Source organism: Gardnerella vaginalis (genome assembly GCF_001546455.1).
In the GTDB taxonomy this organism is placed as follows: Bacteria; Actinomycetota; Actinomycetes; order Actinomycetales; family Bifidobacteriaceae; genus Bifidobacterium; species Bifidobacterium vaginale_B.
Genome location: NZ_KQ956810.1, coordinates 58,667 through 83,305, shown reverse-complemented (window position 1 = coordinate 83,305; position 24,639 = coordinate 58,667). Strand labels below are relative to the sequence as shown.

Genomic DNA, 24,639 nt, shown 5'->3' with positions numbered 1-24,639 from the left:
GTACAGGGGTCGGTGTATTTTTGATAGTCGGTGTCTTGCCGCAGGTTCAATGCTGCGCGCGAGGCAAAAGTAAAGCTTTCAATTGAGCAAGGAACGAATTATGTACGCGATTGTGAAGGCCGGTGGCCATCAAGAGAAGGTTGAGGTTGGAGACGCCATCCTCGTTAACCGTCTCGATGCAAAGAAGGGCGATACCGTGGAATTCCCGGTCGCGCTCGTTGTTGACGGTGCTAAGGTGACCTTAAGCGCTAAGGATCTTGCAAAGATCACAGTTAAGGCAGAAGTTCTTAACGACGAAGCTAAGGGTCCAAAGATTAGCATTATGAAGTATAAGAACAAGACTGGCGTGGCTCGCCGCAAGGGTCATCGTCAGAAGTTGACTCTCGTCAAGATCACGGCCATCGCCTGATTGACGGTGTTATAAACCTGAAAGGACAGCAAGATGGCACATAAGAAGGGTGCGTCCAGCTCGCGCAACGGTCGCGATTCACAGGCGCAATATCTTGGCGTTAAGAAGTTCGGCGGCGAAGCTGTTGTGGCTGGAAACATTATTGTTCGCCAGCGCGGCACCAAGTTCCACGCAGGACAGAACGTTGCTTTGGGCAAGGATCACACGCTGTATGCTTTGGTAGACGGCAATGTGAAGTTTGGTATTCGTCGCGATCGCAAGGTTGTTGACGTAGTTACCGCCTGAGTGACCGATTAATCTTCTAGCCGCACCCCGTTCGGTGCGGCTTTTTTGTTTGTTCGCAAACGACTTTCCCGAGTTTGTTTCCAAAATTGGCCGAAATGGGAACAAACGTGGGCAAAAAGAAACAAACGTGGGGACATTTGCCCGAGTTTGTTCCCAAAATCTGCCAAAAAGTAAACAAACGCGGGGAAAAAGAAACAAACGCGGGGGAATGTGCCCGAGTATTGAGCATCAAGTAAGGTAAAGTTATGAGCGATTTTGTAGATCGAGTAACGGTACACGTTAAAGGCGGCGACGGCGGCAATGGATCCGCAGGCGTGCGCAGAGAAAAATATAAGCCACTTGCAGGGCCAAATGGCGGCAATGGCGGCAATGGCGGAAGCGTTATATTTGTAGCCGATCGTAATGCAAATAGCTTGCTCGACTACCGATTTATGCCGCATCGCGTGGCGCAGAACGGCACAATGGGCTTGGGAGATACAAAAGACGGATCCAAGGGAGAAGATCTTATACTGCCAGTGCCAGTTGGAACCGTGGTTTTTGAGGCAAAGGGTGCTGCAGGCGCGCAGAAAAAGCCAGGCAACGTTTTGGCAGATTTGCAGCACGTAGGAGACAAGTTCGTAGTCGCCGCAGGAGGCGCTGGTGGTCTTGGAAACGCCGCTCTTGCAAACAAGGTGCGACGCGCTCCAGGATTTGCGCTGCTTGGCGAGCCTGGCGAAGAGCGAGACGTAATCCTAGAGCTAAAGTCAATCGCAGACGTGGCACTAGTTGGATTCCCATCTGCAGGAAAGTCAAGTCTGGTAGCTTCAATCAGTGCTGCAAAGCCAAAAATCGCAGATTATCCGTTTACAACGCTTGTTCCAAATCTTGGTGTAGTCAGCTTTGGTGAATACCGCTACACAATCGCAGACGTGCCAGGGCTGATTCCAGGAGCTTCCGAAGGAAAAGGGCTTGGCCTAGAGTTTTTGCGCCACATTGAGCGCACGGAAATAATTGCCCATGTAATCGACTGTGCAACGCTGGAGCCAAATCGCGACCCAATCAGTGATTATAAGGCTTTGGAATACGAGCTTTCGCAATATGCAAATAAGCTTGATTTGCCACTTGGGGCAATTCCGATTCCAGAGCGTCCGAGAATTATTGTGCTCAACAAGATTGATGTTCCAGAAGCAAAAGAGCTGGCAGAATTTGTGCGCGGCGACTTTGAAAAAATGGGCTTGCCAGTTTTTGAGATTTCTACCGCATCTCACGAAGGCTTAAAAGAGCTTGGTTTTGCGCTTGGAAAGATGGTGGCTAGTATGCGCGAAAAGCTTGCCGAGCAAGAGGCCGCGCGCGAAGAAGAACGCGTTGTTATTCAGCCGCTTGAGCAGCCAGCATTAAGACGCCGCAGAGATGATGGCCGTGGAAGCGCTAGCGACTTTACAATCGAGCGCGAAGAAGATAAAAATGGCGACTTTTGGTTTACGATTACTGGCACTAAGCCAGAGCGTTGGGTTGTGCAAACAAACTTCGACAATGACGAGGCAGTGGGCTATTTGGCGGATCGTTTGGCGAAGCTTGGTGTGGAAGACGAGTTACGCAAGAAGGGTGCTCGCCCTGGAGACGAGATTAGGATTGGCCGCGGAAATCGCATGGTTTGCTTTGACTGGGATCCAAGCATTGCAGCAGGTGCGGAAGGTTTGGATGGCGCAAGCCTTGGTGCGCGCGGAAAAGACTTGCGACTTGAGGCAAATGACCCGCGTGGCGCAAGGCGCACGAATGCGGAGCGCCGCCGCGACTATCACACTATGATGGACGCAAAGAGTGCCGTGCGAGACGCTATGATGGCGGAACGCAAGCAAGGGCATTGGGCGGATCCTTCTATAGACGACGACAAGCACGACGAACAGAGCCTATTTGGGCGTGGAGAGTAATTGATTAATAATGATTAGTAAAGCAATTGATCCTACCGAAAACGGGGTTCGGCGTTCAATTAGCAATGCGCACACAATAGTTGTAAAGGTTGGGTCTAGTTCGCTAACCGCGCCAACAGGCCATTTGGATGTGCAAAAGCTGCGCTCGCTAGTAGATGCCATTAGTCGCGCGCAAATCAACGGCGCGCATGTTGTGCTTGTGTCTTCTGGTGCAATCGCAGCAGGATTTGGGCTTTTGGGCTTTGATTCCAGGCCAAAAGACGTTCCAACTCAGCAGGCTACGGCTTCGGTTGGCCAAGGGCTGCTTATGGCGCAATACGAGCAGGCTTTTGCAAAATATGGTCTAAAAGTTGGGCAAATGCTTCTAACGGCAGACGTTACTATAAGTCCTTCTCGCTACCGCAATGCTCAGCGCACAATGCTTAGGCTGTTGGAATTAGGCGTTGTGCCAATTGTAAACGAAAACGATGCTTTGTCTAGCAACGAAATACGTTTTGGAGATAACGATAGGCTTGCGGCGCTTGTTGCAAACATTGTGCGAGCAGATGCGCTGGTGCTTTTAACCGACGTGGACGCGCTTTACACAGCTCCACCTAGCGAGCCAGGAGCTAAGCGGATTGGCTTCGTTCCAGATGTTACAAGAGTGCTAGACGAAGTTAAAGTTGGTGCAAGTAGCTCGGGTGTTGGCACAGGCGGAATGGTAACCAAGATGGAGGCGGCGCATATTGCCGCGGTTTCTGGCATTCCAACGCTTTTAACGTGTGCAAGCAACGCTGCGGGCGCTCTGGCGGCGCAAGCCGTTGGAACCGTGTTTGCGCCAGTAAATTCGCGTGCTTCTTCTAGAAGACTTTGGATTGGGTTTGCGTCTAATCCGCGCGGGGCGATTATTGTTGACGCTGGCGCTGCTGCGGCCATTTGTGCGGGGCGAGCGAGTCTTCTGGCGGCTGGAATCGTAGGTGTTTCTGGCGATTTTTCTGCAAGCGACCCAGTGTGGATTGACGACGAGCAGGGTAACCACTTGGCAAAAGGACTAGTTGCATTTGATTCAGACGAGATTCCGCAAATAATGGGGCTTACAACGGACGGTTTGGAGGCCACTTTGGGGCGGCAATACGCGCATCCTGTGGTGCATCGCGATAACCTTGTGCTTTTATAGCGCTTGCTGCTGCGTGAGGTTTTCCCGATTTTGTTGTTGATTTTGCTGTTTTGAGCTACATTTTCGGGAAAATCTTCCCGATTTTGTAGCTCGACACGCCGTTTTAAGCAACATTTTCGGTAAATCGCTCGCGCGGCTAATCCGTGCGAACGCAGAAACACCCATCCCTCCTACAACAGTAAATAGGAAGCCACGCTGGTTGAAGCGTAAACAAAATCGGGAAATAACGTGTAATGGCTAAACTGTAGAGTATGGCAGAAAATATCGCAGCAAATATGGCAGTAAATAGCGCAGAAGGCGCGTCGCAAATCGCAGAAAGCACACCTAACCCTCAATGGCACTCCATGAGCAATCGCATTAACAAAGTTGCTCCAAGCGCAACGCTTGCAGTAGATGGCAAGGCAAAAGCGATGAAAGCCGCAGGAATCGACGTTATTAGCTTCGGTGCGGGCGAGCCTGATTTTCCAACTCCGCTCTACGTTGTTGAGGCTGCCGCAGACGCATGCAAAGACCCAAAAAACTACAAGTACACAGCTACGGCTGGCCTTCCAGAGCTGCGCGATGCTATTGCGCGCAAAGTTAAGCGCGATTCTGGCTACGATGTTTGCGCGGATCAAGTTGTTGTAACAAACGGCGGCAAGCAAGCTGTTTACGAAGCATGCCAGATTTTGCTAAACGACGGCGACGAAGTTATTATTCCAGCGCCATATTGGACAAGCTACCCAGAGGCAGTAAAACTTGCAGGCGGCGTGCCAGTGGCGGTTATGGCTGGCGCGGATCGCGGTTTTGAGCCAGATATTGAGGCGATTGAGGCTGCTCGCACCCCGCGCACGCGTGCGATTATTGTAACTTCGCCTTCTAATCCAACGGGCGCTATTTGGAGCGCGCAAACGATTCGCGCGATTGGTGAATGGGCTGTAAAACACCACATTTGGGTGCTTTCCGACGAAATCTACGAGCATTTGCATTACGATGGCGTAAAAACTTCGTACATTGGCGTAGAGGTGCCAGAAGTGCGAAACCAGCTGCTTGTTTTGAACGGCGTTGCAAAAACGTACGCAATGCCAGGTTGGCGAGTTGGCTGGATGGTTGCGCCGCTTGAGGCCGCAAAAGCCGCGATTAAGCTTCAAAGTCACATGACTTCTAACGTTTCTAACATTTCGCAGCGCGCAGCTCTTGCAGCGGTTGGCGGATCCCTAGACGTTGTTACTAAAATGCGTGATTCCTTCGATGCTCGTCGCAAGGCGATTGTGCAAGCGTTAAATAGCATGGAAGGCGTAACTTGCCCTCTTCCGCACGGCGCTTTTTACGCGTTTGCAAACGTTGAGGCGCTTCTTAATCGCCCGCTGGGCAAGGATTCTAAGATTCCAGAAACATCGTCTGTGCTTGCGCAAATGCTTCTTGACGAAGCGCATGTTGCTGCTGTTCCTGGCGAGGCTTTTGGTGCGCCTGGTTACTTGCGATTCTCGTGCGCTTTGGCAGATAGCCAGCTTGCCGAGGGCATGAGTCGCATGAAGAAGTGGATTGAAAGCGGCAGCGCGTTTTAAAAATCGCAAGCTTCCGCGCATTTAGCGACACTCGCTAATCGCAATAAAATCCCTAAATCTTGCCCTTCCGCTAACATGAATGTTTGGCGGTTTTGCCAAATCAACCTTTTTAAGGTATGATTAGCAAGTTCACCTAGGGATGTGGCGCAATTGGTAGCGCAACGGTCTCCAAAACCGTAGGTTGTGGGTTCGAGTCCCGCCGTCCCTGCCAGTTTTATTGTTAACAATTTTCAAACGAAGGATTCAAGCATGGCCAAGGCAAAAGAGAAGAAGCCAAATTTGTTCATGCGTATTGGCATGTTCATTAGGCAAACCATTGACGAGACGCGCAAAGTCGTAGCTCCACACGGCAAAGAGCTGTTTGCTTGGTCTGCTTCCGTGTTTATTTTTGTTATTTTCTTGATGGTTTTTGTCACTGTTATGGACTTCGGTTTAGGCAAGTCCGTTATGTGGCTGTTTGGCTGATTTCGACGAATTTTGAGGGTGTGCAAATATGACTGACGAGTTGAATCTCGAAGATGTTGAGTCTGTAGATAATTTTGCTGATTTAGATGCAGCTTCCGTTGCTGCAGATGCGCCTGAGCAGTCTGAATCTACGGCTGCTGGCGATTTGCCAGCGGAAAATAGCGCCGATGCTGCTAGCGATGCCGATGTTGCTAGCGATGCAGATCCTGCAGATGCTGGCGCCGCAGCAGTTGCTGAGTTTTCCAAGACTTTGCGAACCCTAGAAGGCAAGTGGTACGTTCTTCACACCTACTCTGGCTACGAGAAGCGCGTTAAAACTAACGTTGAATCTCGCGTTCAAAGCTTTGGCCTGGAAGATAAGATTTTCCAGATTGAAGTGCCAATGGAAGAGGTGGAAAAGCACACAGACAAGGGCAAGAAGGTTATTACCCGCGTGCGCGTTCCTGGCTATGTTTTGATTCGCATGTGGCCAGACGAGAATGCTCGCCGTATTGTGCGCGAGACCGAAGGCGTTACTGGTTTTGTTGGCCCATCTAAGGAGCCAGCGCCGCTTAGCCGCAAGGAAGTTATTGACATGATGGCTCCTATGATTGCGTCTGAGGCGTTGAAGAAGGCTGGAGATAAGCCAGCGGCCGCTCGCAAGCGCAAGGTGGAAGTTGCTTACAAGGTTGGCGATCAGGTTACAGTTACCGATGGTCCATTTGCAACTATGGCTGCGGTCGTCTCCGACGTGGATCCTACAACGCAAAAGCTTACGGTTCTTGTTTCTATCTTTGGTCGCGAAACTCCTGTGGAGCTTGGCTTTAACCAGGTAGAGCCTATTGTCTGATTAAACTGCTTAACAGTTGTTTAACAGTTGTTTAACAGGTTTAACAGGTTTAACAGGTTTAGTCCTGCCGTTTAAGCGATTGATTTTCAATGAACTTTATCTTTTTGGATTCTGTTGATTCTACGCAAAACGTTGCACGCAAAGAGCTTCTTGACCATAACTTTAAAAGCTCACTAAGCGCAAGCCCGCTTATTTGCGCGGTTATTGCAAACAATCAAAGTGCTGGCCGCGGCCGTCTTGGTCGCAAGTGGGTTAGCGAGCCAGGGCAGAGTTTTATAGCGTCTTATGCGTCTGTTTTGCCAAAAGGCGTTGTTATGGATTCCAAATACAACGGCTGGCTGCCTATGATTGCTGGGCTTTGCACAAGAGACGCGTTGATTGAATCACTTAAAGAAGTTGGCGCGCGAAAGGTCGCAGAAGCCAGCGAATCCTGCAAAGAAATAATGCTTAAATGGCCGAATGACATTTTTATTGGCGATTGCAAAGAGGGCGGAATCCTAACCGAAGTGGTTGCGTTTGCAGGCAATGAGTCTTTACAACAAAATGTTGGTGTGATTTTTGGAATCGGCCTTAATCTTAATGTGTCTAAAGAGTCGCTTCCAATTGAGCAGGCAACATCTTTGCAAATGCATTACGCGAATCTTCCAGACGCTATGGAGTTAAGGGATATTATTGCTAAGCGTTTGGCGCAAAATCTAAACAATAGACTAGCGAGTTTTGTGCAAAATCCTGCGCAAAGTGCATTATGCTTGCGTAAGGAAGTTAGCGCAGTTTGCTGGACTCTTGGGCGCAAAGTTAGCGTATATGCGCCAGACGTTAATAGCGAGTTAAATAGCAGCGAATACGTTAAAGGCGTTGCGCAGAGCATTAATGATGATGCTTCGCTTTCGATTTTTAAAGACTCTGGAGAATCTGTGATTGTGCACACGGGCGACGTATGCGCGACGACCTGCCTTTTCGCTCAAAGCGTAGCGCGCGAATGACTTTCCCGTGTTTGTTTCCCGAATTGGCCGAAATGTAAACAAACGTGGGGGAAAAGAAACAAACGAGGGGGAATGTGCCCGTGTTTGTTTCCCGAATTGGCCGAAATGTAAACAAACGTGGGGGAAAAGAAACAAACGTGGGGGAATGTGCCCGTGTTTGTTTCCAAAATTGGCCGAAATGTAAACAAACGCGGGGGAAAAGAAACAAACGCGGGAAAGTAATCTTGCTTTTTATACAAAAAAGACCGCGGCGACGAGACTGCGGCCTTAAAATAGTTAGCGCGTTACGCTTGCGATTAGTCGCGCATCACGCGTTGCGCTTAAACGCGCCATACAATCCTGCGCAAGCGGCGCTAGCGATTGCAGCTTTAATAATGTCGCCCACAATAAATCCAGTAGAAGCAACGGCGATTGCCCACACAGGCAGGTGCATCATAAGCGATTGACCTACAAATCCAAATGCGTAAATCACAAGCGAACCAACAACGGATGCTGCAAAATATGCGCCAAATCGTGCAAATTTCTTAGCAACAGAATCCTCTGGCATAGCGGCATTAACAACGCCTTCGAGAGCAGACTTTACAAGCGCAATCGCAGCCACGCCGAATACGAATCCAACAAGGAATCCAACGCTAGGGCCTGCAAAAGCCACAACGCCACTCTTTCCGCCTGCAAACACTGGCATTCCAGCAGCGCCAATCGCAAGGTACATAAGAACAGAGCTAACGGCCTGGCGCCAAGTCAAAGTAAGACCTGCTAAAGCCAAAACCAAAGTTTGCAAAGTTACAGGAACAGGAGTTCCAGGAATTGGCAATGCGCCAGCCATAGTGGCAGCGCTAATAAGCACGGCAAACAAAAACGCCTTAGCAAATGGAACAGCTAAGCGCGTAACGTCAAAAGCCTTAGATGCAACTGCGCTAGAGTTTGCGCTAGAGTTTGCGCCAGAGTTAGATTCAAAATTAGCCACGATATCCTTCTTTCGTATTGTTTTTCGTTGCTGAATCAAACATTAGACAAAAATCGGGCGCTGCGCGTTGGAGAAGTTTACAAAAAATCGCATAATGTTTTGTTCAAATTTACGGATACTATAAGCTAAATTTCCTATAACTTGTAACGTATGGTTACGAATATCAAAAAAATACTTGTGGCAAATCGCGGCGAAATCGCGCTTAGAGTGATTCGCACTGCTCAAGAAATGGGAATCTCAACTGTAGCTATTTATGCGGCATCCGACCGTCAGGCACAGTATGTTGAGATGGCAAGCGAAGCGTACGCGCTTTCTGGAGACACGTACAGAGACACTTATTTAAACGAAGATGCGATTATAGATATTTTGCATAAAAGCGGAGCGGATGCTGTACACCCAGGCTACGGATTTTTATCGGAAGTGGCAAGTTTTGCGCAGAAGGTGATTGATGCGGGTGCTGTGTGGATTGGACCTAAGCCAGAAGCACTTATTGATTTGGGGGATAAAATAACCGCGCGGCGCGTGGCAACTCGCGCTAAAGTGCCGCCCGTTCCAGGAATTTCGGAGCCTGTAAAAGACATTCGAGAATTGCTGACTTTTGCGCAAACACACGGCTACCCAGTTATGATGAAGCGTACAGATGGCGGCGGAGGCCGCGGAATAACCGTTGTTCACAACGATGATGAGCTTCGCGGATTCTACATGAATCACGACGCTTTGCAAGGCGGCGACCTTGACGAGTACTTTATTGAGCGTTTTATAGACAAGGCCAGGCATGTGGAAACGCAGGTTGGCCGCGATTCGCATGGAAACTTCACCATATATTCCACGCGCGATTGCTCGGTGCAGCGCCGAAACCAAAAGTTGGTTGAGGAAGCACCAGCGCCATTCCTTACCGATGACGAGAACGCGCAGCTTCACCGATATTCTCGTAACCTATTTGAAGCTGTTGACTACGTTGGTTTGGGCACGTGCGAATATATGGTGACTTCTCAACACAAAGTTTACTTCTTGGAAGTGAATCCACGATTGCAAGTGGAGCACACAGTTAGTGAGGAAGTTAGCGGACTAGATCTTGTGCGCGAGCAGCTTACGATTGCTGACGGCGGTGAGCTTACGCAAAATCACCCTTCGCGCGGGCATAGCTTTGAGCTTAGAATCACTTCGGAAGACCCGGCCACAAATCTTACGCCTAGTGCAGGCACGCTAACAAAAATAGAGTGGCCATCTGGGCCTGGAATTCGTGTGGATTCTGGCGTAGAAGTTGGAGATAGCGTGTCTCCAAAATTTGACTCCATGATGGGCAAGCTTATTGTTACGGCTCAAAATCGCGATGCGGCAATTGCTCGCGTAAGACGAGCGCTTAAGGAGCTTTGCATTGAGGGCGTGCCTACTCCTGCCAAGCTTTTTGAGCAGATTTTTAACGACCCAGATTTTACGGCTCAAGATTGCGATTTTGATATTTCTACAAAATGGCTTGAACGCAAGTATTTGAACCGCACTGCTGCAGCGGCAAATGGCGGGCAGCCTGCTTCTTTGGATTCCAATAAGTCTGGTGAAGACGCGCAAAATAAGCCAACTAAAATGGAGTCTTTTGTAATAGAAGTAGACAATAAGCGCGTAAAACTTACGATTCCGCAAGATATTGTAGACAATCTTACTGGCTCTGCACGAGTTAGAAGCACGGTTCGCGCATCGCAGCCTCTTAGAGGTCGAGGCTTAAGAGGAGATACGCATAAGTCGGAAACGCCAAAGGACGCTCCTGGCGTGATTTCTGCTCCAATGCAAGCCGTGATTACGCGCGTAAACGTTGCGGAAGGTCAGAGCGTAGCCAAAGGCGATCTGCTTGCTGTTCTTGAATCTATGAAAATGGAAAACTACGTTTACGCACCTGCAGCAGGCGTGGTTACGGGCATTTTTGTAGGGCCTGGAGATGGTGTAGAAGCAGGCGAAAAGCTTGTAACAATTGACGTGACTAAAGGCGGTAGTGCAAAATGAGTGCGCTTACTAAAGATGCTACACAAGTTGCAAAAGATGTTAATAAAAAAGATGTTAATAAAGACGCGCAGATTACGCAGCCTACACAAAATATGCAGCCTCAGCGCGGAAAAGCAGCCGTAGAACACGCAGCTCGCCTTGCTAGAGAGGCCGAGCAGAATGCTTTAGAACGCCAGCATGCAAAGGGAAAATCCACTGCCAGAGAGCGCTTGGATTTGCTTTTTGATACGGGAACGTTTGAAGAAATCGGCCGATTTAACGGCGGAGACATAAATAACGATGTTGCAGGATGCGCTGTAATCACAGGCTTTGGCGAAGTGTACGGCAAAAAAGTGGCCGTGTATGCGCAGGATTTTTCCGTTCGTGGCGGCACGCTCGGTAGCGCTGAAGGCCAGAAAATTTGCCATCTTCTAGACATGGCGTTGCAGCTTGCAGTTCCTGTTGTTGCGCTAATCGACTCGGGTGGCGCTCGCATTCAAGAAGGCGTTAACGCGCTTACGCAATATGGCAGAATCTTTAAAAAAACTTGTGAAGCAAGCGGTTTAATTCCGCAAATTTCCTTGATTTTAGGACCTTGTGCTGGTGGCGCAGTTTATTGCCCTGCTCTTACGGATTTTATAATCATGACTCGCGAGCATTCCAACATGTTTGTAACTGGCCCAGATGTTGTTAAGGCAGCCACGGGCGAGTCGATTAGCATGGACGATTTAGGCGGTGGATATGTGCATAACTCCACTTCGGGCGTTGCTCACTATTTGGGCGAAGACGAGGCGGACGCCATTGACTACGCGCGCACGATTCTTGCTTATTTGCCGCAGAATTGCAATCAAAATCCGCCAGCATTTGCCTACGCTGCCACTCGCGCAGACAGAGAAACCGCTAAGCAGCTTGCCACTATTGTTCCGAGCAATGATCGCCAGCCGTACGACGTTTTAGACGTTATTCGCGCAATCGTAGATTATGGCGAATTTGTGCAAGTTCAAGAGCTTTACGCGGCATCTGCGGTGGTTGGTTTTGCTTGCATAGACGGGCATCCCGTTGGAATAGTGGCAAATCAGCCTAAAGTCAATGCCGGAATTTTAGACGTTAATTCTTCCGAAAAAGTAGCGCGATTTGTGCGATTGTGCGACGCGTTTAATCTTCCTGTTGTAACTCTTGTAGACACTCCTGGATACAAGCCAGGATCGGACCAGGAGCACGCTGGAATTATTCGCAGAGGCGCAAAAGTGATTTACGCATACGCAAACGCGCAAGTTCCGCTTGTTACCGTGATTTTACGCAAGGCTTTTGGTGGAGCATACATTGTAATGGGCTCCAAGTCTATGGGCGCAGACTTTAACTACGCTTGGCCTACCAGCCAGATAGCGGTTTTGGGCGCTCAAGGAGCCGTGAACATTATTCATCGCAAGGATTTGCAAAAAGCAAAAGAGCGTGGTCAAGATGTTGAGGCTTTAAGAAAACAGCTTGTTGAGAATTACGAAAATACCACTGTAAACGCGAATCTTTCGCTGGAAACTGGCCAGATTGACGCAATGATAGATCCGGAGCAAACAAGAGATGTTATTGCTAATTCTTTGAAGATTTTAAGGAGCAAAAAACGTGTTTCTAGAACGGGGAAGCATCATGGAAACCAGCCAATGTGATTGAGAATTATTTGAGGGCGATTTGAGGGTGATTTGGCACGTGCGCAAATCGCAAGCAGCCGCTGGACGCGATTAGCGACAAGCCGCAAATAATCCAAAAACACAAATAATCCAAAAATACAAAAATCTTAAAAATAAAACGTAAACCCACAAACAAAGGAAATAAAATGACAACATACTTATTTGACGAGTTGGCACAAACCCCACATATGCTTGTTTTTGCAGGGCAATCCACGCCGTGGGTTCAAGCGTTAAAAGAAACGCAAAAAGATGAAGACTTAAACGCGCAGCTTCGCGAGTATAACGATTGCGCCAAAAAACTTTTAAACAACATATATGCGCAGCTTTTAGCAAACGCAGGAAAAGACATAAACGTATTCGATGCTTTAGAATCTGCTGGAGAGCGCACGCAAGACGCGCAAATTAGCGTACCAGGAATTGCATTGGCGCAGCTTGCAGCGGTTAAAGACCTTACAAATCTTGGATACAATTTTGAAGTTTGCAAGCCAATCGCAGCCATTGGGCATTCCCAAGGCGTAATTGCGGCAAAAATGGTACAAGCGCGCTTAGAAGCTGGCTCTTGGCAGGCGGCGCAAAGCAAAATCGCGGAACTTTTAGCAATCGCATATATAATCGGTGCTGCTGCAGACCGTGAAGCAAGAATGTTGCAAATAAGTGCAAGCGGCAATGCTACGCCAATGCTTTCCTTAAAAGGTGTAACAAAAAAACAGGCAGAAGTGTTGATTTCTCGCGTGGAGCGCAAGCGTGCCGAAGTTTCGATAGCAGTTAAAAATTCGCGAAATCACATTGTGTTATCTGGTTATCCGCAAGACATGGAGGCCGTTTTAATCGAAGCTCAAAAAGAAGCCAAACATTCCAAAAAGTTGCGAGATTCTAAAGAGTGCGGAGGGTCTGTATTTTCTCCAATCGCAGAATACTTAGATGTTTCGGTTCCTTTCCATTCAAAAATGATGGAAGAAGCTGTTGAAAACGCGCAAAAGTGGGCTAAGCAGGCTGGAATAGATGCGGATCTTACACGCCATCTAGCAAATCAGGTGCTTGTAGAACAAGTTGATTGGGCAAGTCAAATCAAAGAAACTTTGGCAAGTCTTGAAGATGCTGCGCAGAATCTTTTTGTGTTAGATATGGGCCCTGGAGAAGTGTTGGGCAAGCTTACGGGCGCTCTAGTGCAGGGTAGTGGCGCTGGAATAGTGGAAGCGGGAACAATGGCGGCTCGTGCTGCTGCTTCTACAATGGATGCTTCTTCCGCAAATTCTTTGCGTACTGTTTGCTGGAATAAATTTGCGCCGAAAGTTGTTGAAACCGAGTCTGGACGCAGAGTAATAACAAAATTCAGCAAGCTAACGGGCAAGGCTCCTGTTCTTCTTGCTGGCATGACTCCAACAACTGTAGATCCGCAAATCGTTGCGGCTGCTGCAAACGCGGGATATTGGGCGGAGCTTGCGGGCGGCGGCCAAGTAACAGAAGAAGTGTTTGACAAGCATGTGGAAATGCTCCAAAAGCAGCTAAAAGAGGGAGCAACTGTAGAATTCAACGCCATGTTTATGGACCGCTATTTGTGGAATTTGCAGTTTGGCGGCAAGCGTATAGTTCCAAAAAAGCGCGCTTCTGGAGCGCCAATCGACGGCGTTGTTATTTCTGCTGGAATCCCAGAGTTAGACGAGGCAAAGGAACTTGTTAAAACTCTTCAAGAAGATGGATTCCCGTATGTTGCTTTTAAGCCAGGAACAGTTGAGCAGATTCGCCAAGTTATTCGCATTGCAAAAGCCGTTAAACCAGCAACCATTATTGCGCAGGTAGAAGGCGGTTCTGCAGGCGGCCACCATTCTTGGGAGTCGCTAGACGATTTGCTTATTAACACTTATGCGCAGGTGCGTGAATGCAATAATTTGGTGCTTGTAGCAGGTGGCGGAATTGGCACTCCTTCGCGCGCTGCCGATTATATTAGTGGCGAATGGTCAAATGAGTACGATTTGCCAAATATGCCAGTGGACGCCGTAATGATTGGCACTGCTGCAATGACAGCAAAAGAAGCGCATACAAGCCCGCAAGTTAAGAAGATGCTTGTTGAAACGCCTGGAATTGTTCAATCGCATGCTAACAGTGTAGAGGGTCTTGGTGCTAGTGAAAATCCGTTTGCTCCTATTGGAGAGCGCTGGGTGCCTTCTGGAAAAGTTGTTGGAGGAATGACAAGCGGATTAAGCCATTTGCATGCAGATATTTACGAGATTGAGAATGCGTCTGCGCGCTGTGGAAGGCTTCTTGTTCACATGATGAAGCATCCAGAAGAGCTTGAATTACGTAAAGACGAGGTTATTGCGGCTCTTAATACAACAGCAAAGCCGTATTTTGGCAATGTTGAGAGCATGACATACCAGCAATTTGCTCAGCGATTCCTTGACTTATGCTACCCGTGGGCGGATTCCACATACGCCACTCGCTACGTGCATTTGCTTGAGCGAATTGAAGCGCGTTTTACGTGGCAGGATTCTGGAGAATTTGACTCAAGCCTGCCTTCTTTGCAAAGCGTTTGCCAAAATCCTCAAGAAGCTTTGAACAATCTTATTGAAAAGTTCCCAGAGGCAGCGCAAACAAACGTTATTCCAATGGATGCCGCATGGTTCCCAACTTTGGTGCGAGAATACCCTAAGCCAATGCCGTTTGTGCCAGTAATCGACAACGATTTGCTGCGCTGGTGGGGCCAGGATCAGCTTTGGCAGTCGGAAGATTCGCGCTACTCGGCAGACGCTGTTCGCGTAATCCCAGGGCCGATTTCTGTTGCTGGAATAACAACAATGGACGAGCCAATCGCAGATATTTTAGGGCGATTTGAAGCTGCGATTATAAGTCGTGCGGATGCTTGCGATTCTAAAGTTTCTCTTGCGCAAAGCGCGTTTAGTCAAAGCGCGTTTAGTCAAATCGCGTGCGCAAAAAATGTTGAAGAATATGTGCGCGCCTGCCCGAATATATCTTGGATTGGTCACGTAACTTCTAACCCAGCTTACGGAACGCAAGAATGCAGTGAAAACTACGTTATAAGCGTTGTTAGTGAAGAAGATAGCGTAATTAAGCTTGATTTAGATATTAAATTAGATACATTCTGGGATGATTTAAGCGGCAATGATTTAAACAATAATAAGAATCATGCTGTGAGAAACATTGTGATTCCGCTTATTGTAGATGCAAAGCGCGCAGGAAGCATACCAGTAGTAGACCGCGAGCGTCTTCCAGAGCACGTTTATAAAATGCTTGCCGCAACCGCAGGCATTGGAAACATTGCGATTACGGGAGATGCTTTAAGCGAGATGCCTAAAGTAGATGAAAGCAGCAAATCGCAAGAATCGCCATTTGGCGTAGTAAAGTCTTCGTACACGCTTTCCAGAAATCTTGGAATTGATCATGAATCTGCTACAGCTGGGCGACTTTCGGGCGGATTACAGCCGTCTAGAATTGTTCCAGACGCGCTTGTTGGCCCTGCTTGGCCAACGATTTATTCTGCTTTGGGGTCCGTAATGGTAAACGGGTATCCAGTAATCGAAGGCTTGCTTAATGCTGTTCATTTAGACCACTTAATAGAGCTAGATGTTTCGAACGGCGATTTGCAAAAGCACGTAGGTGAGCGCGTAAACCTTGTTGGCTGGGCGCAAAGCGCACAAGAGTCTGCTTCTGGGCGAGTTGTTACAATCAACGTTGTTCATTTAGCGCAAGACGGAACGCATCTAGCGCACGAAACAGAGCGATTTGCGATTCGCGGTCGCAGCTACAGCGCGGCTCTGCCAAAGCCTGCTGCGCAATACGGAGCCTCCGCAGATTTGCATGATTATAAAGTAGAAGCCACTCCTAGAAGAATGCTTAGAAGAGTGGTTTTGAACGCGCCTAAAGACATGACGGCATTTGCGCGCACTTCTGGCGATTTTAACCCAATTCACACTTCTTACAGAGGTGCTGCAATATCGGGGCTTAATGCTCCGCTTGTACACGGAATGTGGCTTTCGGCGGCAGCTCAGCACGTTGCGCAAGCCTTGGATGAAAAAGGCGCGCACTACGAGTTGATTGGCTGGACGTACAACATGTACGGCATGGTGCAGCTTAACGACCAGGTTGAAATTACGGTTGAGCGTGTAGGAAAAGTTCGTCGCGCAGGGCTTGCGTTAGAAGTAACATGCCGCGTAAATGGGCAAATTGTGTCTAAGGCTAGCGCTCTTACGGCCGCTGCCCGCGCCGCCTTTGTATACCCAGGTCAGGGTATTCAAAAGCAAGGTATGTCGCTAGATGAGCGCGCCAAAAGCCCAGCCGTGCGCGAAACTTGGCAGCGCGCCGATAAGCTTACTCGCGAAAAGCTTGGATTCTCAATTCTTGCTGTTGTTCGAGATAATCCTAAGGAACTAACAGCAAATGGCGTAACGTATCGTCACCCAGAAGGTTTGCTTAACTTAACGCAATTTACGCAAGTTGCGCTTGCCACTGTTGCTTTTGCTCAGACGGCTCGCTTGCGTGAAGCTGGATGCGATATTTGGCCAGCTTACTTTGCTGGCCACTCGCTTGGCGAATACAATGCGCTAAGCTCGTTTGCTCAGATTATTCCGCTGGAAACAGTGTTGGAGCTTGTGTTCCACCGCGGATCTACTATGCATCATTTGATTGAGCGAGATGCGCAAGGCCGATCCAACTATAGAATGGGAGCTTTGCGTCCAAATCAGTTTGGTGTAGATGATTCTGGCGTAAATGCCTATGTTGAAGGAATCTCCAAGCAAACTGGCGAGTTCTTGCAAATCGTAAACTACAATTTGGCAGGTCAGCAGTATGCGATTGCAGGAACGGTAAAAGGTCTTAAAGCCTTGGCCAAAGATTCCGCTAAACGTGCTGAGGAATATGGCGGAAAGCCGCCGTTTATGCTTGTGCCAGGAATTGACGTGCCATTCCACTCTAAGCTGCTTAGAAAAGGTGTGCCAGAGTTCCGCAATAAGTTGGATTCGTTGCTGCCTAAGCATATTGATTATTCGGTGCTTGTTGGCCGCTATATTCCAAACTTGGTTGCGTGCCCATTTGAGCTTACTCGCGAGTTTGCGCAAAAGATTCTAGACGTTGTGCCTTCGGAGCGTATTAAAGATGCGTTAGAGAATGATGAAGTTTGGAATTCTTATGCTGCAGACGAGCAAAAGCTTGGTAGATTGCTGCTTACGGAGCTTCTTTCTTGGCAGTTTGCTTCCCCTGTTCGCTGGATTGAAACGCAAGCGCTTATGTTCTCTAGCACATCTTGCGGCGGATTAGGTGTAGAAGAATATGTTGAGGTTGGTTTAGCAAACGCGCCAACTTTGGCAAATCTTGGCGCAAAAACGCTTGCAATGCCAGAGTTTAGCGGACATCGTGTTGCTGTTTATAACGTTGGGCGAGATGAGAGTCGTGTTTATAAAACAGACACAGATTCGCTTGTGCCAGAAGTTTTTGAAGATGATGAAAGCGCGGTTGCTAATTCAACGGCTGCTGGCGATTCTTCCCACGCTGCCGCACAAAAAGCTTCCGCCACAGCACCTGCTGTATCTACTCAAATAAATGCAAATAATTCTGTGCAAAATGCGTCAAATGCAACGCAAAATGTGCCATCTGCGCCATCTGGCTCTGTTGCAGAAGATTTGCCATTTAAAGCGTCTGATGCTATTGAAATGCTGATTGCATACAGTGCCAAGATTCGCGCCGACCAGATTGGCGCTGCCGACACAACGGATACGCTAACAAACGGTGTATCTTCTAGGCGAAACCAGCTTTTAATGGACATAAGCTCCGAGCTTGGAGTGCCTAGCGTGGATGGCGCCGCAGAAGCTCCAATGAGCGCGCTAAACAAGCTGGTTAATTCTGCAGCTCCGCGCTATAAGGCTTTTGGTGCTGTGCTTAGCGATATTGTGCGCGAACGTCTTCGCAGCTTGTTTGGTGCAGCTGGCGTAAAGCCTGCTCAGGTAGATAAGCGCATTATGGAAGTTTATAAGCTTGGCGAAGGCTGGCGTGCGCACGTTTTGGCGGCTCTTGTTTTGCAAACGCGTTCTGGCGCAAGCGTTCGAGGCGGAGATTTGGCGCAGATTGGCGCGGATTGTGCAAAGAATGCAGCTCAGGCAGAAGCTATTATAGATGCCGCTATACAAAGCGTTGCTAAAGCTAACGGAGTTCAGGTTTCGATTCCAGGCTCTGGCGCGGGCGCTGCTTCGGGTGCGGTTGTTGATTCTGCTGCCTTAGACGAGTTTGCGCAAAAGGTGGTTGGAGCTAATGGCGTTTTGGCTGCTACTGCTAAGTTTGTGTTAGCAAAGCTTGGCGTTGAGGCTCCTCATGCCCAGGTGGAGGAAGATGAAAATGCTGCCGTTGTTGCAGCCGTGGAAGCCGAGCTTGGGTCGGATTGGCCAAAGCAGGTGGAGCCACGATTTGACGAGCGCAAGGCGATTCTTTTCGATGATCGCTGGGCTAGCGCTCGCGAAGATTTGGCTAGCCTCTACTACAATTCCAGGGATGGTTTCTACACAAACAATCCCGAAGATCTTGAGTACGTTAGAGAAACTTTGAACCGCTACGGTAGCTTTGTTGGCTTAGGCCGTGCAGTCTCTAGCGAAGCTGAGTGGTTTGCTAAAAAGTGCAAAGACATTAACTACACGGTATTGTCTTCCATCTTTAAGCAGATTGCGCAGGATTCGCTAAAGTCTACTGGCGATTTGCCTAAGTTGCGTGATCATTTCTACTATGGAGACGATTCGCAAATCTTCTCAAATTGCTTTGAAGGAGACGTTGCCGTTGTAACAGGCGTTGCGCCAAATTCGATTGCAGCACGAGTTGTGACTGGTCTTCTAGAAGGCGGAGCTACGGTTATTGCCACTTCTCACAGCTTTAAGCCAAGTGTAAAAAAGTGGGCTAAAGAAGCTTACCGACTTCACGCAACCGCTTCGGCTAAATTGTGGCTTGTTCCAGCAAACTTGTCTAGTTACCGAGATGTTGACGCTCTTGTAAAGTGGGTTGGTACGGTTTCTAAGAAGGTTAGTGGAGCTACAACCACCATTTTGAAGCCTGCATACAGCCCAACGCTGTTCTTCCCATTTGCAGCTCCACCAGTTAATGGAACTTTGGCGGATTCTGGTGCGCTTTTTGAATCGCAATCAAGGCTTATGCTTTGGGGCGTTGAGCGCGCAATCGCAGGATTTGCGCAAATCGGAGCAGATACAGATGTAAAGCATTGTATGCACGTTGTTTTACCAGGTTCGCCTAATCGCGGTATTTTTGGCGGCGACGGAGCTTATGGCGAAGTCAAGAGCGCATTCGACGCCATTGTTAACCGCGCGCATGCAGAAAAGGTTTGGTCGAATCGCGTAACGTTTGCTCATCCAAAGATTGGCTGGGTGCGCGGAACTGGCTTAATGGGAGGCAATGATCCTCTTGTGGAAGCTGTTGAAAGTCGTGGCTTAAAAACCTTTACAACAAGCCAGATGGCGAATCTTTTGCTTGATTTGTGCACTAAAGACGCGCGCGAGCGTGCTTCCCAGGCGCCTCTAGACGTTGATTTAACAGGTGGATTAGGCTCTGAGCCTCTTGATTTGAACGAGCTTAAAGCGCAGGCTTTGCAAGAGAATAGTCGTAAGCAGGCTGATAAAGATGCTGCAAGCAAGTCTGAAATCAAGTCTGAAGTCAAGTCTATTAACAAGGCGCTTCCGTCTCCAAATATTCCAACTCAAGCAAGCGTTAACTTGGAAGATTGGAAGAACGTAACAGCAAAGCCTAAAGACCAAATCGTTATAGTTTCTATTGGTGAGATTGGCCCGTGGGGCTCTGGCCGTACACGCTTTAGCGCCGAGCAGTCAATCCAAGATGACGGAACGGTTTCGCTTTGTGCAGGCGCTGTTTTGGAATTGGCTTGGAGCATGGGCTTGCTCACTTGGCAAGATTCACCAAAGCCAGGCTGGTACGATGCGGAAGGCACACTTGTACCAGAAGAAGACATTGCAGAAAAGTATCGCGACGAGGTAGTGGCTCGCTCGGGAATAAGGCCATTTGAAACTGGCATGGGCGGCGACTACAAAGATGGAGCAAACGAAGAAGAAACCGAGATCTTCCTTGACCACGATGTATCTTTCAACGTTGCTACAGAGCAAATTGCGCGCGAATACGTGGCGCTAGACGAAGAGCATACCGAGATTTCTAGCGACCCAGAGTCTGGCGAATGGGTTGTTACGCGCAAAGCTGGATCCATGATTCGCGTGCCAAGGCGAGCAGCCATGACGCGCACTGTTGGTGGGCAATTGCCTAAAGGCTTCGACCCATTAAAGTGGGGTATTCCAGCATCGATGGTTGGAAGCGTAGACCCAATTGCGCTTTGGAACATAGTTGCCACCGTTGACGCCTACATTTGCGCAGGATTTACGCCTTCGGAAATTTTGCAAGCTGTGCATCCGTCTCTTGTGGCATCGACTCAAGGCACAGGATTTGGCGGAATGACGTCTATGCGAAAGCTGTATTTGGATAGATTCCTAAATCATGAAATTCCTACAGACGTGCTTCAAGAAGCGTTGCCAAATGTTGTTGCAGCTCACGTAATGCAAACGTATATTGGCGGTTATGGAAACATGATTCAGCCAGTTTCGGCATGCGCCACTGCTGCCGTTTCGCTAGAAGAAGGCGTTGATAAGATTGCGCTCGGCAAAGCCGACTTTGTTGTAACGGGTGCGATTGACGATATTGGCGTTGAGTCCGTGGTTGGCTTTGGCAATATGAACGCCACTGCAAACAGCGAGGAGATGTACGAAAAGGGTATAAATCCGCGATTCTTCTCTCGCGCGAATGATCGCAGGCGCGGAGGATTCCTGGAAGCACAAGGCGGCGGCACGATTCTTATTACGCGTGGAGATATTGCGCTTAAGCTTGGTTTGCCTGTTGCTGGCGTAGTTGGATTCATTCACTCGTATGCGGATGGTATTCACACTTCGATTCCAGCTCCAGGATTGGGCGCGCTCGCTGCAGGATTGGGCGGCCGCGATTCCAAGCTTGTGCACGATTTGGCAGCTCTTGGCGTTACTCCAGACGATATTGCTGTTGTTTCTAAGCACGATACGTCTACAAATGCAAATGATCCAAACGAGTCTGAGTTGCACAATACGCTTGCGCATGCGATTGGGCGTACAAGCGGAAATCCGCTATTTGTGATTAGCCAAAAGTCGCTTACTGGCCACGCAAAGGGTGGCGCATGTGTGTTCCAGATTAATGGCTTGACTCAGCTGTTTAGAAGTGGCTGGGTTCCAATCAACGCTTCGCTTGATTGCGTGGATCCTAAGCTTTCGCGCGACGACCACATGGTTTGGTTGCGAAAGAGGATTCACATTGGCTCTGTTAAAGCGGCTCTGGCTACATCGCTTGGATTCGGGCATGTTAGCGGATTTGTGGCGCTTGTGCACCCTGGTGCGTTTGAGGCGGCTGTAGCGTCTAGCGCTGGCACGGATGCGCTTAACGAGTGGCGAGCAAAGGCAAATGCGCGTTTGGCTGCTGGCCAGCGACTCTTGCAAGAGGGCATGATGGGTCATGTGCAGCTGTTTGAGCCTGTGCAAAATCGCCGTTTGCTTAAAGACGGTACGCGCATGCCAGATGGATCTCGCTACGATGGGCATGAAGCAGAAAAAGCTATGCTGCTAAACCCAGATGCGCGCCTAGATGCCAGCGGCTATTATTGCTAATGTAGACATGAGTGTGGCTAATCCGCAATAGCGATTTTCCGCGTTCTTTCCCGATTTTGTAGCTCGACACGCCGTTTTGAGCTACAAAGTGCGGAAGGTTTTTCCCGAGTTTGTACCAAAAAACAGCCGAATCACGTACAAACTCGGGAGAAGATTGACGCATTTTGTATCAAGAAACAGCTGAATCGCGTACAAAGAACGACGTTCTAGAGTAGTTAGGAAGTGAGCTTAATGATTGCAGGCATTGGTCACGATGTTGTACAGATTGCACAATTTGCGCAACAAATGCAAGATAGCAATGGATGGCGCTCGCTATTTTCCGCGCGCGAGCTTAGGCAGTGTGCCATGCGAGCGCACTTAAAAAACGACGCTGAGGCGATTCACGTTGCTGCTCGCTGGGCTGGTAAAGAGGCGGTTATAAAAGCGTGGTGCGAGGCTTTATCTTTGTTTGAAGATGCAAAATATCCTTACACATTAGATAACACTCCATGGGCAAGCATTGAGATTTTAGATGATTCTCGTGGTTGCCCAAGCGTTCATCTTGATGCTGCTGTTAATGAAAAGCTTATGCAATCTTTGAGCACGGTTCCTACGATTAATGCACAGAAGGGCTTTTCTGTTAGATGGCATGTGTCTTTAAGCCACGATGGTTTGTTTGAAGACGCATCTGCAATCGCCTCTGCGTTTGTTGTTTTAGAGTTATGCGATTTTTAATCATAAAACTTTAATCTAGCTAACTGCAGCGCGTATTGTACGTATTGCATGTATTGTTCGTATTGTTCGTATTGCACAATTTAGCGCGAGTGTCGAAAGTTGCTTTAGGTCTAAACAGTCTGTATAATTAATCGAGTTGCTGTTTTGCAAGGTAATTAATAGCTTGCAAAATTCGCAGATTGCGGATGTAGCTCAATGGTAGAGTATCAGTCTTCCAAACTGATGACGCGGGTCCGATTCCCGTCATCCGCTCCATTTTATTCTCACTTTTTATTCTTACTTTTTATTCCACTTTTTTCTTGCAATCTTTCTTGCAATCTTTCTTGCAATCTTTCTTGTGATTTTTCTTGCAATTTATCCCCATTTCTGCCAGTTAGCGTTTCTAAAGGTGTTTGCGCATGTTGCTATTGTTATAACGGTTAAACACGTAAAAACATGTGTCTGGAGGAGTTTTGGGACAGATTATCGTACGTGTAATTGCAGGTTTAGCTTCTATAGCAACAGCTCTTGTTGTTAACGCTGCTCCTGCGTTTAAAGTTGAAAATCGTTTGGATTTTAAAAATAGTACTTCTAAAGTTGTGGACAGCACGAGTAATGCTGATGGCACGAATGACGCAGATAGTGCAGATAGCGACCACAACACCATTGGCGATTACCGTTTAAGCGATAATCCTAATGGCAATTCAATCAATGATTCTAAATTACCAGAAAAAGTCGCATCTTCCCTTAAAAACAAAGACGAAGTTGTGTCTTCAAAGTATGCGCTTACATCTAATGGTAAATTAAAATCGCTTAAAACTGGCAAGATTATTACGGATTCTAAGATTGTTGGAACTAAAGATAAGCAGCCAGATCCGCTAGTTAAAAGCAACGGGGAACGCTTTACGCCTATTTCGGTTGGTGATTTAAGAAAAGACATAAAGCGCGCAAATAAAGAAGATTCTTCTAAAGGCGAAAATGTTAATGTTTCCGCCAAAAAGCGTATATCCAAGCACAATAGAGTTGTTCTTATAAGTAACACTCAAAATAACTCAGAAGGCTCTACTTTAAGGTCTCAAGCAAAGGAATTGCAGGAATCTGGTTCTAAAACATCTGCCGATTTAACTAGTGATGCATTGCAAGGAGCCTATTTGCCAACAAACGGATTTGGCACTAGGTGGGGCAATTACAACGGGACTAAAGCGTTCTACACTGGCAATGGCAACTTGTTTGCATACAACGCAAGAGGCGTGATTGATGTTTCCGAACATCAAAAGGAAATTAACTGGGCTGCTGCTAAGAATGCTGGCGTAGAGGGTGCGATTATTCGCATTAGCTATGGTTGGGATAATGGCTACGATAAGTATGCTTTGCGCAATATTAATGAGTGCAAGCGTTTAGGTATTCCTTTTGGAATTTACATTTATTCATATGCAGAAACGCCTGCGGACGGCGCTAACGAGGGTGCGGATGTTGCAAAGCTTTTAAGAAACGCTGGTGTTAGCCCAAGTGACCTTTCTTACCCTGTTTACTACGATCTAGAAAAATGGGTTTGGGCGGGCCACACTGCTCCAAACAATCCGTACGTTTACCAAAATATTGTTTCGTCTTGGTGGAACCAATTGTATAGTGCAGGATACACCAATCTTGGTGTTTATTCTTACGCAAGTTATGCAAACGGTCCGCTTAATTCGCAGTATATTCACGATCGTTTGAGCTGGATTGCTAGCTATGGCGCAACTCCGCTGTTTAATATTAGAACTACTTTGCGCGGATGGCAGTATACTTCCTCGGCTGTAGTCCCAGGAATCGAAGGCAATGTTGATGTTAGCGTGTTTGGAAATATGGATCCTAATGCCTATGGAGACTATGAATATGTAGGCAACGGGTGGAAAGTTAGTAAAGTTCCAAATCGCGATTTTTGGACTAATGGCACTCAAAGCCATGTTCTTCAATATCAGTTGCGCGAATCTTATTATATGCATGGTGGTTTTGCGCGTCTTGGTGCTCCTGTTGCCGATGAGGAGAACATTGGTGG

General features: G+C 48.1%; 14 protein-coding genes and 2 tRNA genes. 15 read left to right on the top strand and 1 reads right to left on the bottom strand.

All coding sequences use genetic code 11. From position 1 onward, the window contains the following. Nucleotides 1-100: 100 nt before the first annotated feature. The 9 genes from rplU to HMPREF3216_RS01250 all read left to right on the top strand — a co-directional run bounded on the left by rplU (nt 101) and on the right by HMPREF3216_RS01250 (nt 7,584). Complete coding sequence (gene rplU / locus HMPREF3216_RS01290; RefSeq protein ID WP_004111933.1) at nt 101-409, top strand: 50S ribosomal protein L21; 309 nt, start codon at nt 101-103, stop codon at nt 407-409. Between the two features lie 33 nt (nt 410-442). Continuing rightward, nucleotides 443-694: a 50S ribosomal protein L27 gene (gene rpmA, locus HMPREF3216_RS01285; RefSeq protein WP_004106248.1), complete on the top strand. Its 252-nt coding sequence runs from the start codon at nt 443-445 to the stop codon at nt 692-694. Between the two features lie 245 nt (nt 695-939). After that, nucleotides 940-2,604 (top strand): GTPase ObgE, encoded by a 1,665-nt coding sequence (gene obgE, locus HMPREF3216_RS01280; RefSeq protein WP_060786585.1) that lies wholly within the window; start codon nt 940-942, stop codon nt 2,602-2,604. A 10-nt stretch (nt 2,605-2,614) separates the two neighbouring features. Next, nucleotides 2,615-3,760 carry a glutamate 5-kinase gene (gene proB, locus HMPREF3216_RS01275; protein ID WP_060786584.1) on the top strand — a complete coding sequence of 382 codons (1,146 nt, stop codon included), beginning with the start codon at nt 2,615-2,617 and terminating at the stop codon, nt 3,758-3,760. 251 nt (nt 3,761-4,011) lie between these two features. Continuing rightward, complete coding sequence (locus tag HMPREF3216_RS01270) at nt 4,012-5,307, top strand: pyridoxal phosphate-dependent aminotransferase (protein WP_081090900.1); 1,296 nt, start codon at nt 4,012-4,014, stop codon at nt 5,305-5,307. A gap of 135 nt (nt 5,308-5,442) precedes the next feature. Further along, nucleotides 5,443-5,518, top strand: a tRNA-Trp gene (locus HMPREF3216_RS01265). A 38-nt stretch (nt 5,519-5,556) separates the two neighbouring features. Beyond that, entirely contained in the window at nt 5,557-5,772 is a 216-nt protein-coding gene (gene secE / locus HMPREF3216_RS01260; RefSeq protein WP_060786583.1) for a preprotein translocase subunit SecE, read from the top strand. A gap of 28 nt (nt 5,773-5,800) precedes the next feature. Beyond that, nucleotides 5,801-6,601 carry a transcription termination/antitermination protein NusG gene (gene nusG / locus HMPREF3216_RS01255; RefSeq protein ID WP_060786582.1) on the top strand — a complete coding sequence of 267 codons (801 nt, stop codon included), beginning with the start codon at nt 5,801-5,803 and terminating at the stop codon, nt 6,599-6,601. Between the two features lie 89 nt (nt 6,602-6,690). Then, the gene (locus tag HMPREF3216_RS01250) at nt 6,691-7,584 is read left to right on the top strand and encodes a biotin--[acetyl-CoA-carboxylase] ligase (protein WP_060786581.1); all 894 of its coding nucleotides are present in this window, start codon (nt 6,691-6,693) and stop codon (nt 7,582-7,584) included. A 307-nt stretch (nt 7,585-7,891) separates the two neighbouring features. Here HMPREF3216_RS01250 and HMPREF3216_RS01245 read toward each other — a convergent pair whose 3' ends face one another. Further along, on the bottom strand, nt 7,892-8,551 hold the full coding sequence (locus HMPREF3216_RS01245; RefSeq protein ID WP_060786580.1) for a biotin transporter BioY: 660 nt from the start codon (nt 8,549-8,551) through the stop codon (nt 7,892-7,894). A 150-nt stretch (nt 8,552-8,701) separates the two neighbouring features. Between HMPREF3216_RS01245 and HMPREF3216_RS01240 the strand changes: the two genes are divergently transcribed. The 6 genes from HMPREF3216_RS01240 to HMPREF3216_RS06610 form a co-directional block, all read left to right on the top strand. Further along, nucleotides 8,702-10,549, top strand: a complete 1,848-nt coding sequence (locus tag HMPREF3216_RS01240) for an ATP-binding protein (protein WP_060786579.1) — start codon at nt 8,702-8,704, stop codon at nt 10,547-10,549. Beyond that, nucleotides 10,546-12,192 carry an acyl-CoA carboxylase subunit beta gene (locus HMPREF3216_RS01235; protein ID WP_060786578.1) on the top strand — a complete coding sequence of 549 codons (1,647 nt, stop codon included), beginning with the start codon at nt 10,546-10,548 and terminating at the stop codon, nt 12,190-12,192. The genes HMPREF3216_RS01240 and HMPREF3216_RS01235 overlap by 4 nt, the downstream gene beginning before the upstream one ends. Before the next feature lie 167 nt (nt 12,193-12,359). Then, nucleotides 12,360-21,908: a type I polyketide synthase gene (locus HMPREF3216_RS01230; RefSeq protein WP_060786577.1), complete on the top strand. Its 9,549-nt coding sequence runs from the start codon at nt 12,360-12,362 to the stop codon at nt 21,906-21,908. A gap of 231 nt (nt 21,909-22,139) precedes the next feature. Next, complete coding sequence (locus tag HMPREF3216_RS01225) at nt 22,140-22,622, top strand: holo-ACP synthase (protein ID WP_060786576.1); 483 nt, start codon at nt 22,140-22,142, stop codon at nt 22,620-22,622. Nucleotides 22,623-22,803: 181 nt separating this feature from the next. Beyond that, nucleotides 22,804-22,877, top strand: a tRNA-Gly gene (locus HMPREF3216_RS01220). Nucleotides 22,878-23,074: 197 nt separating this feature from the next. Then, nucleotides 23,075-24,639 (top strand): GH25 family lysozyme (locus tag HMPREF3216_RS06610; protein ID WP_230953843.1); only part of this gene is annotated, 1,565 nt, incomplete at its 3' end.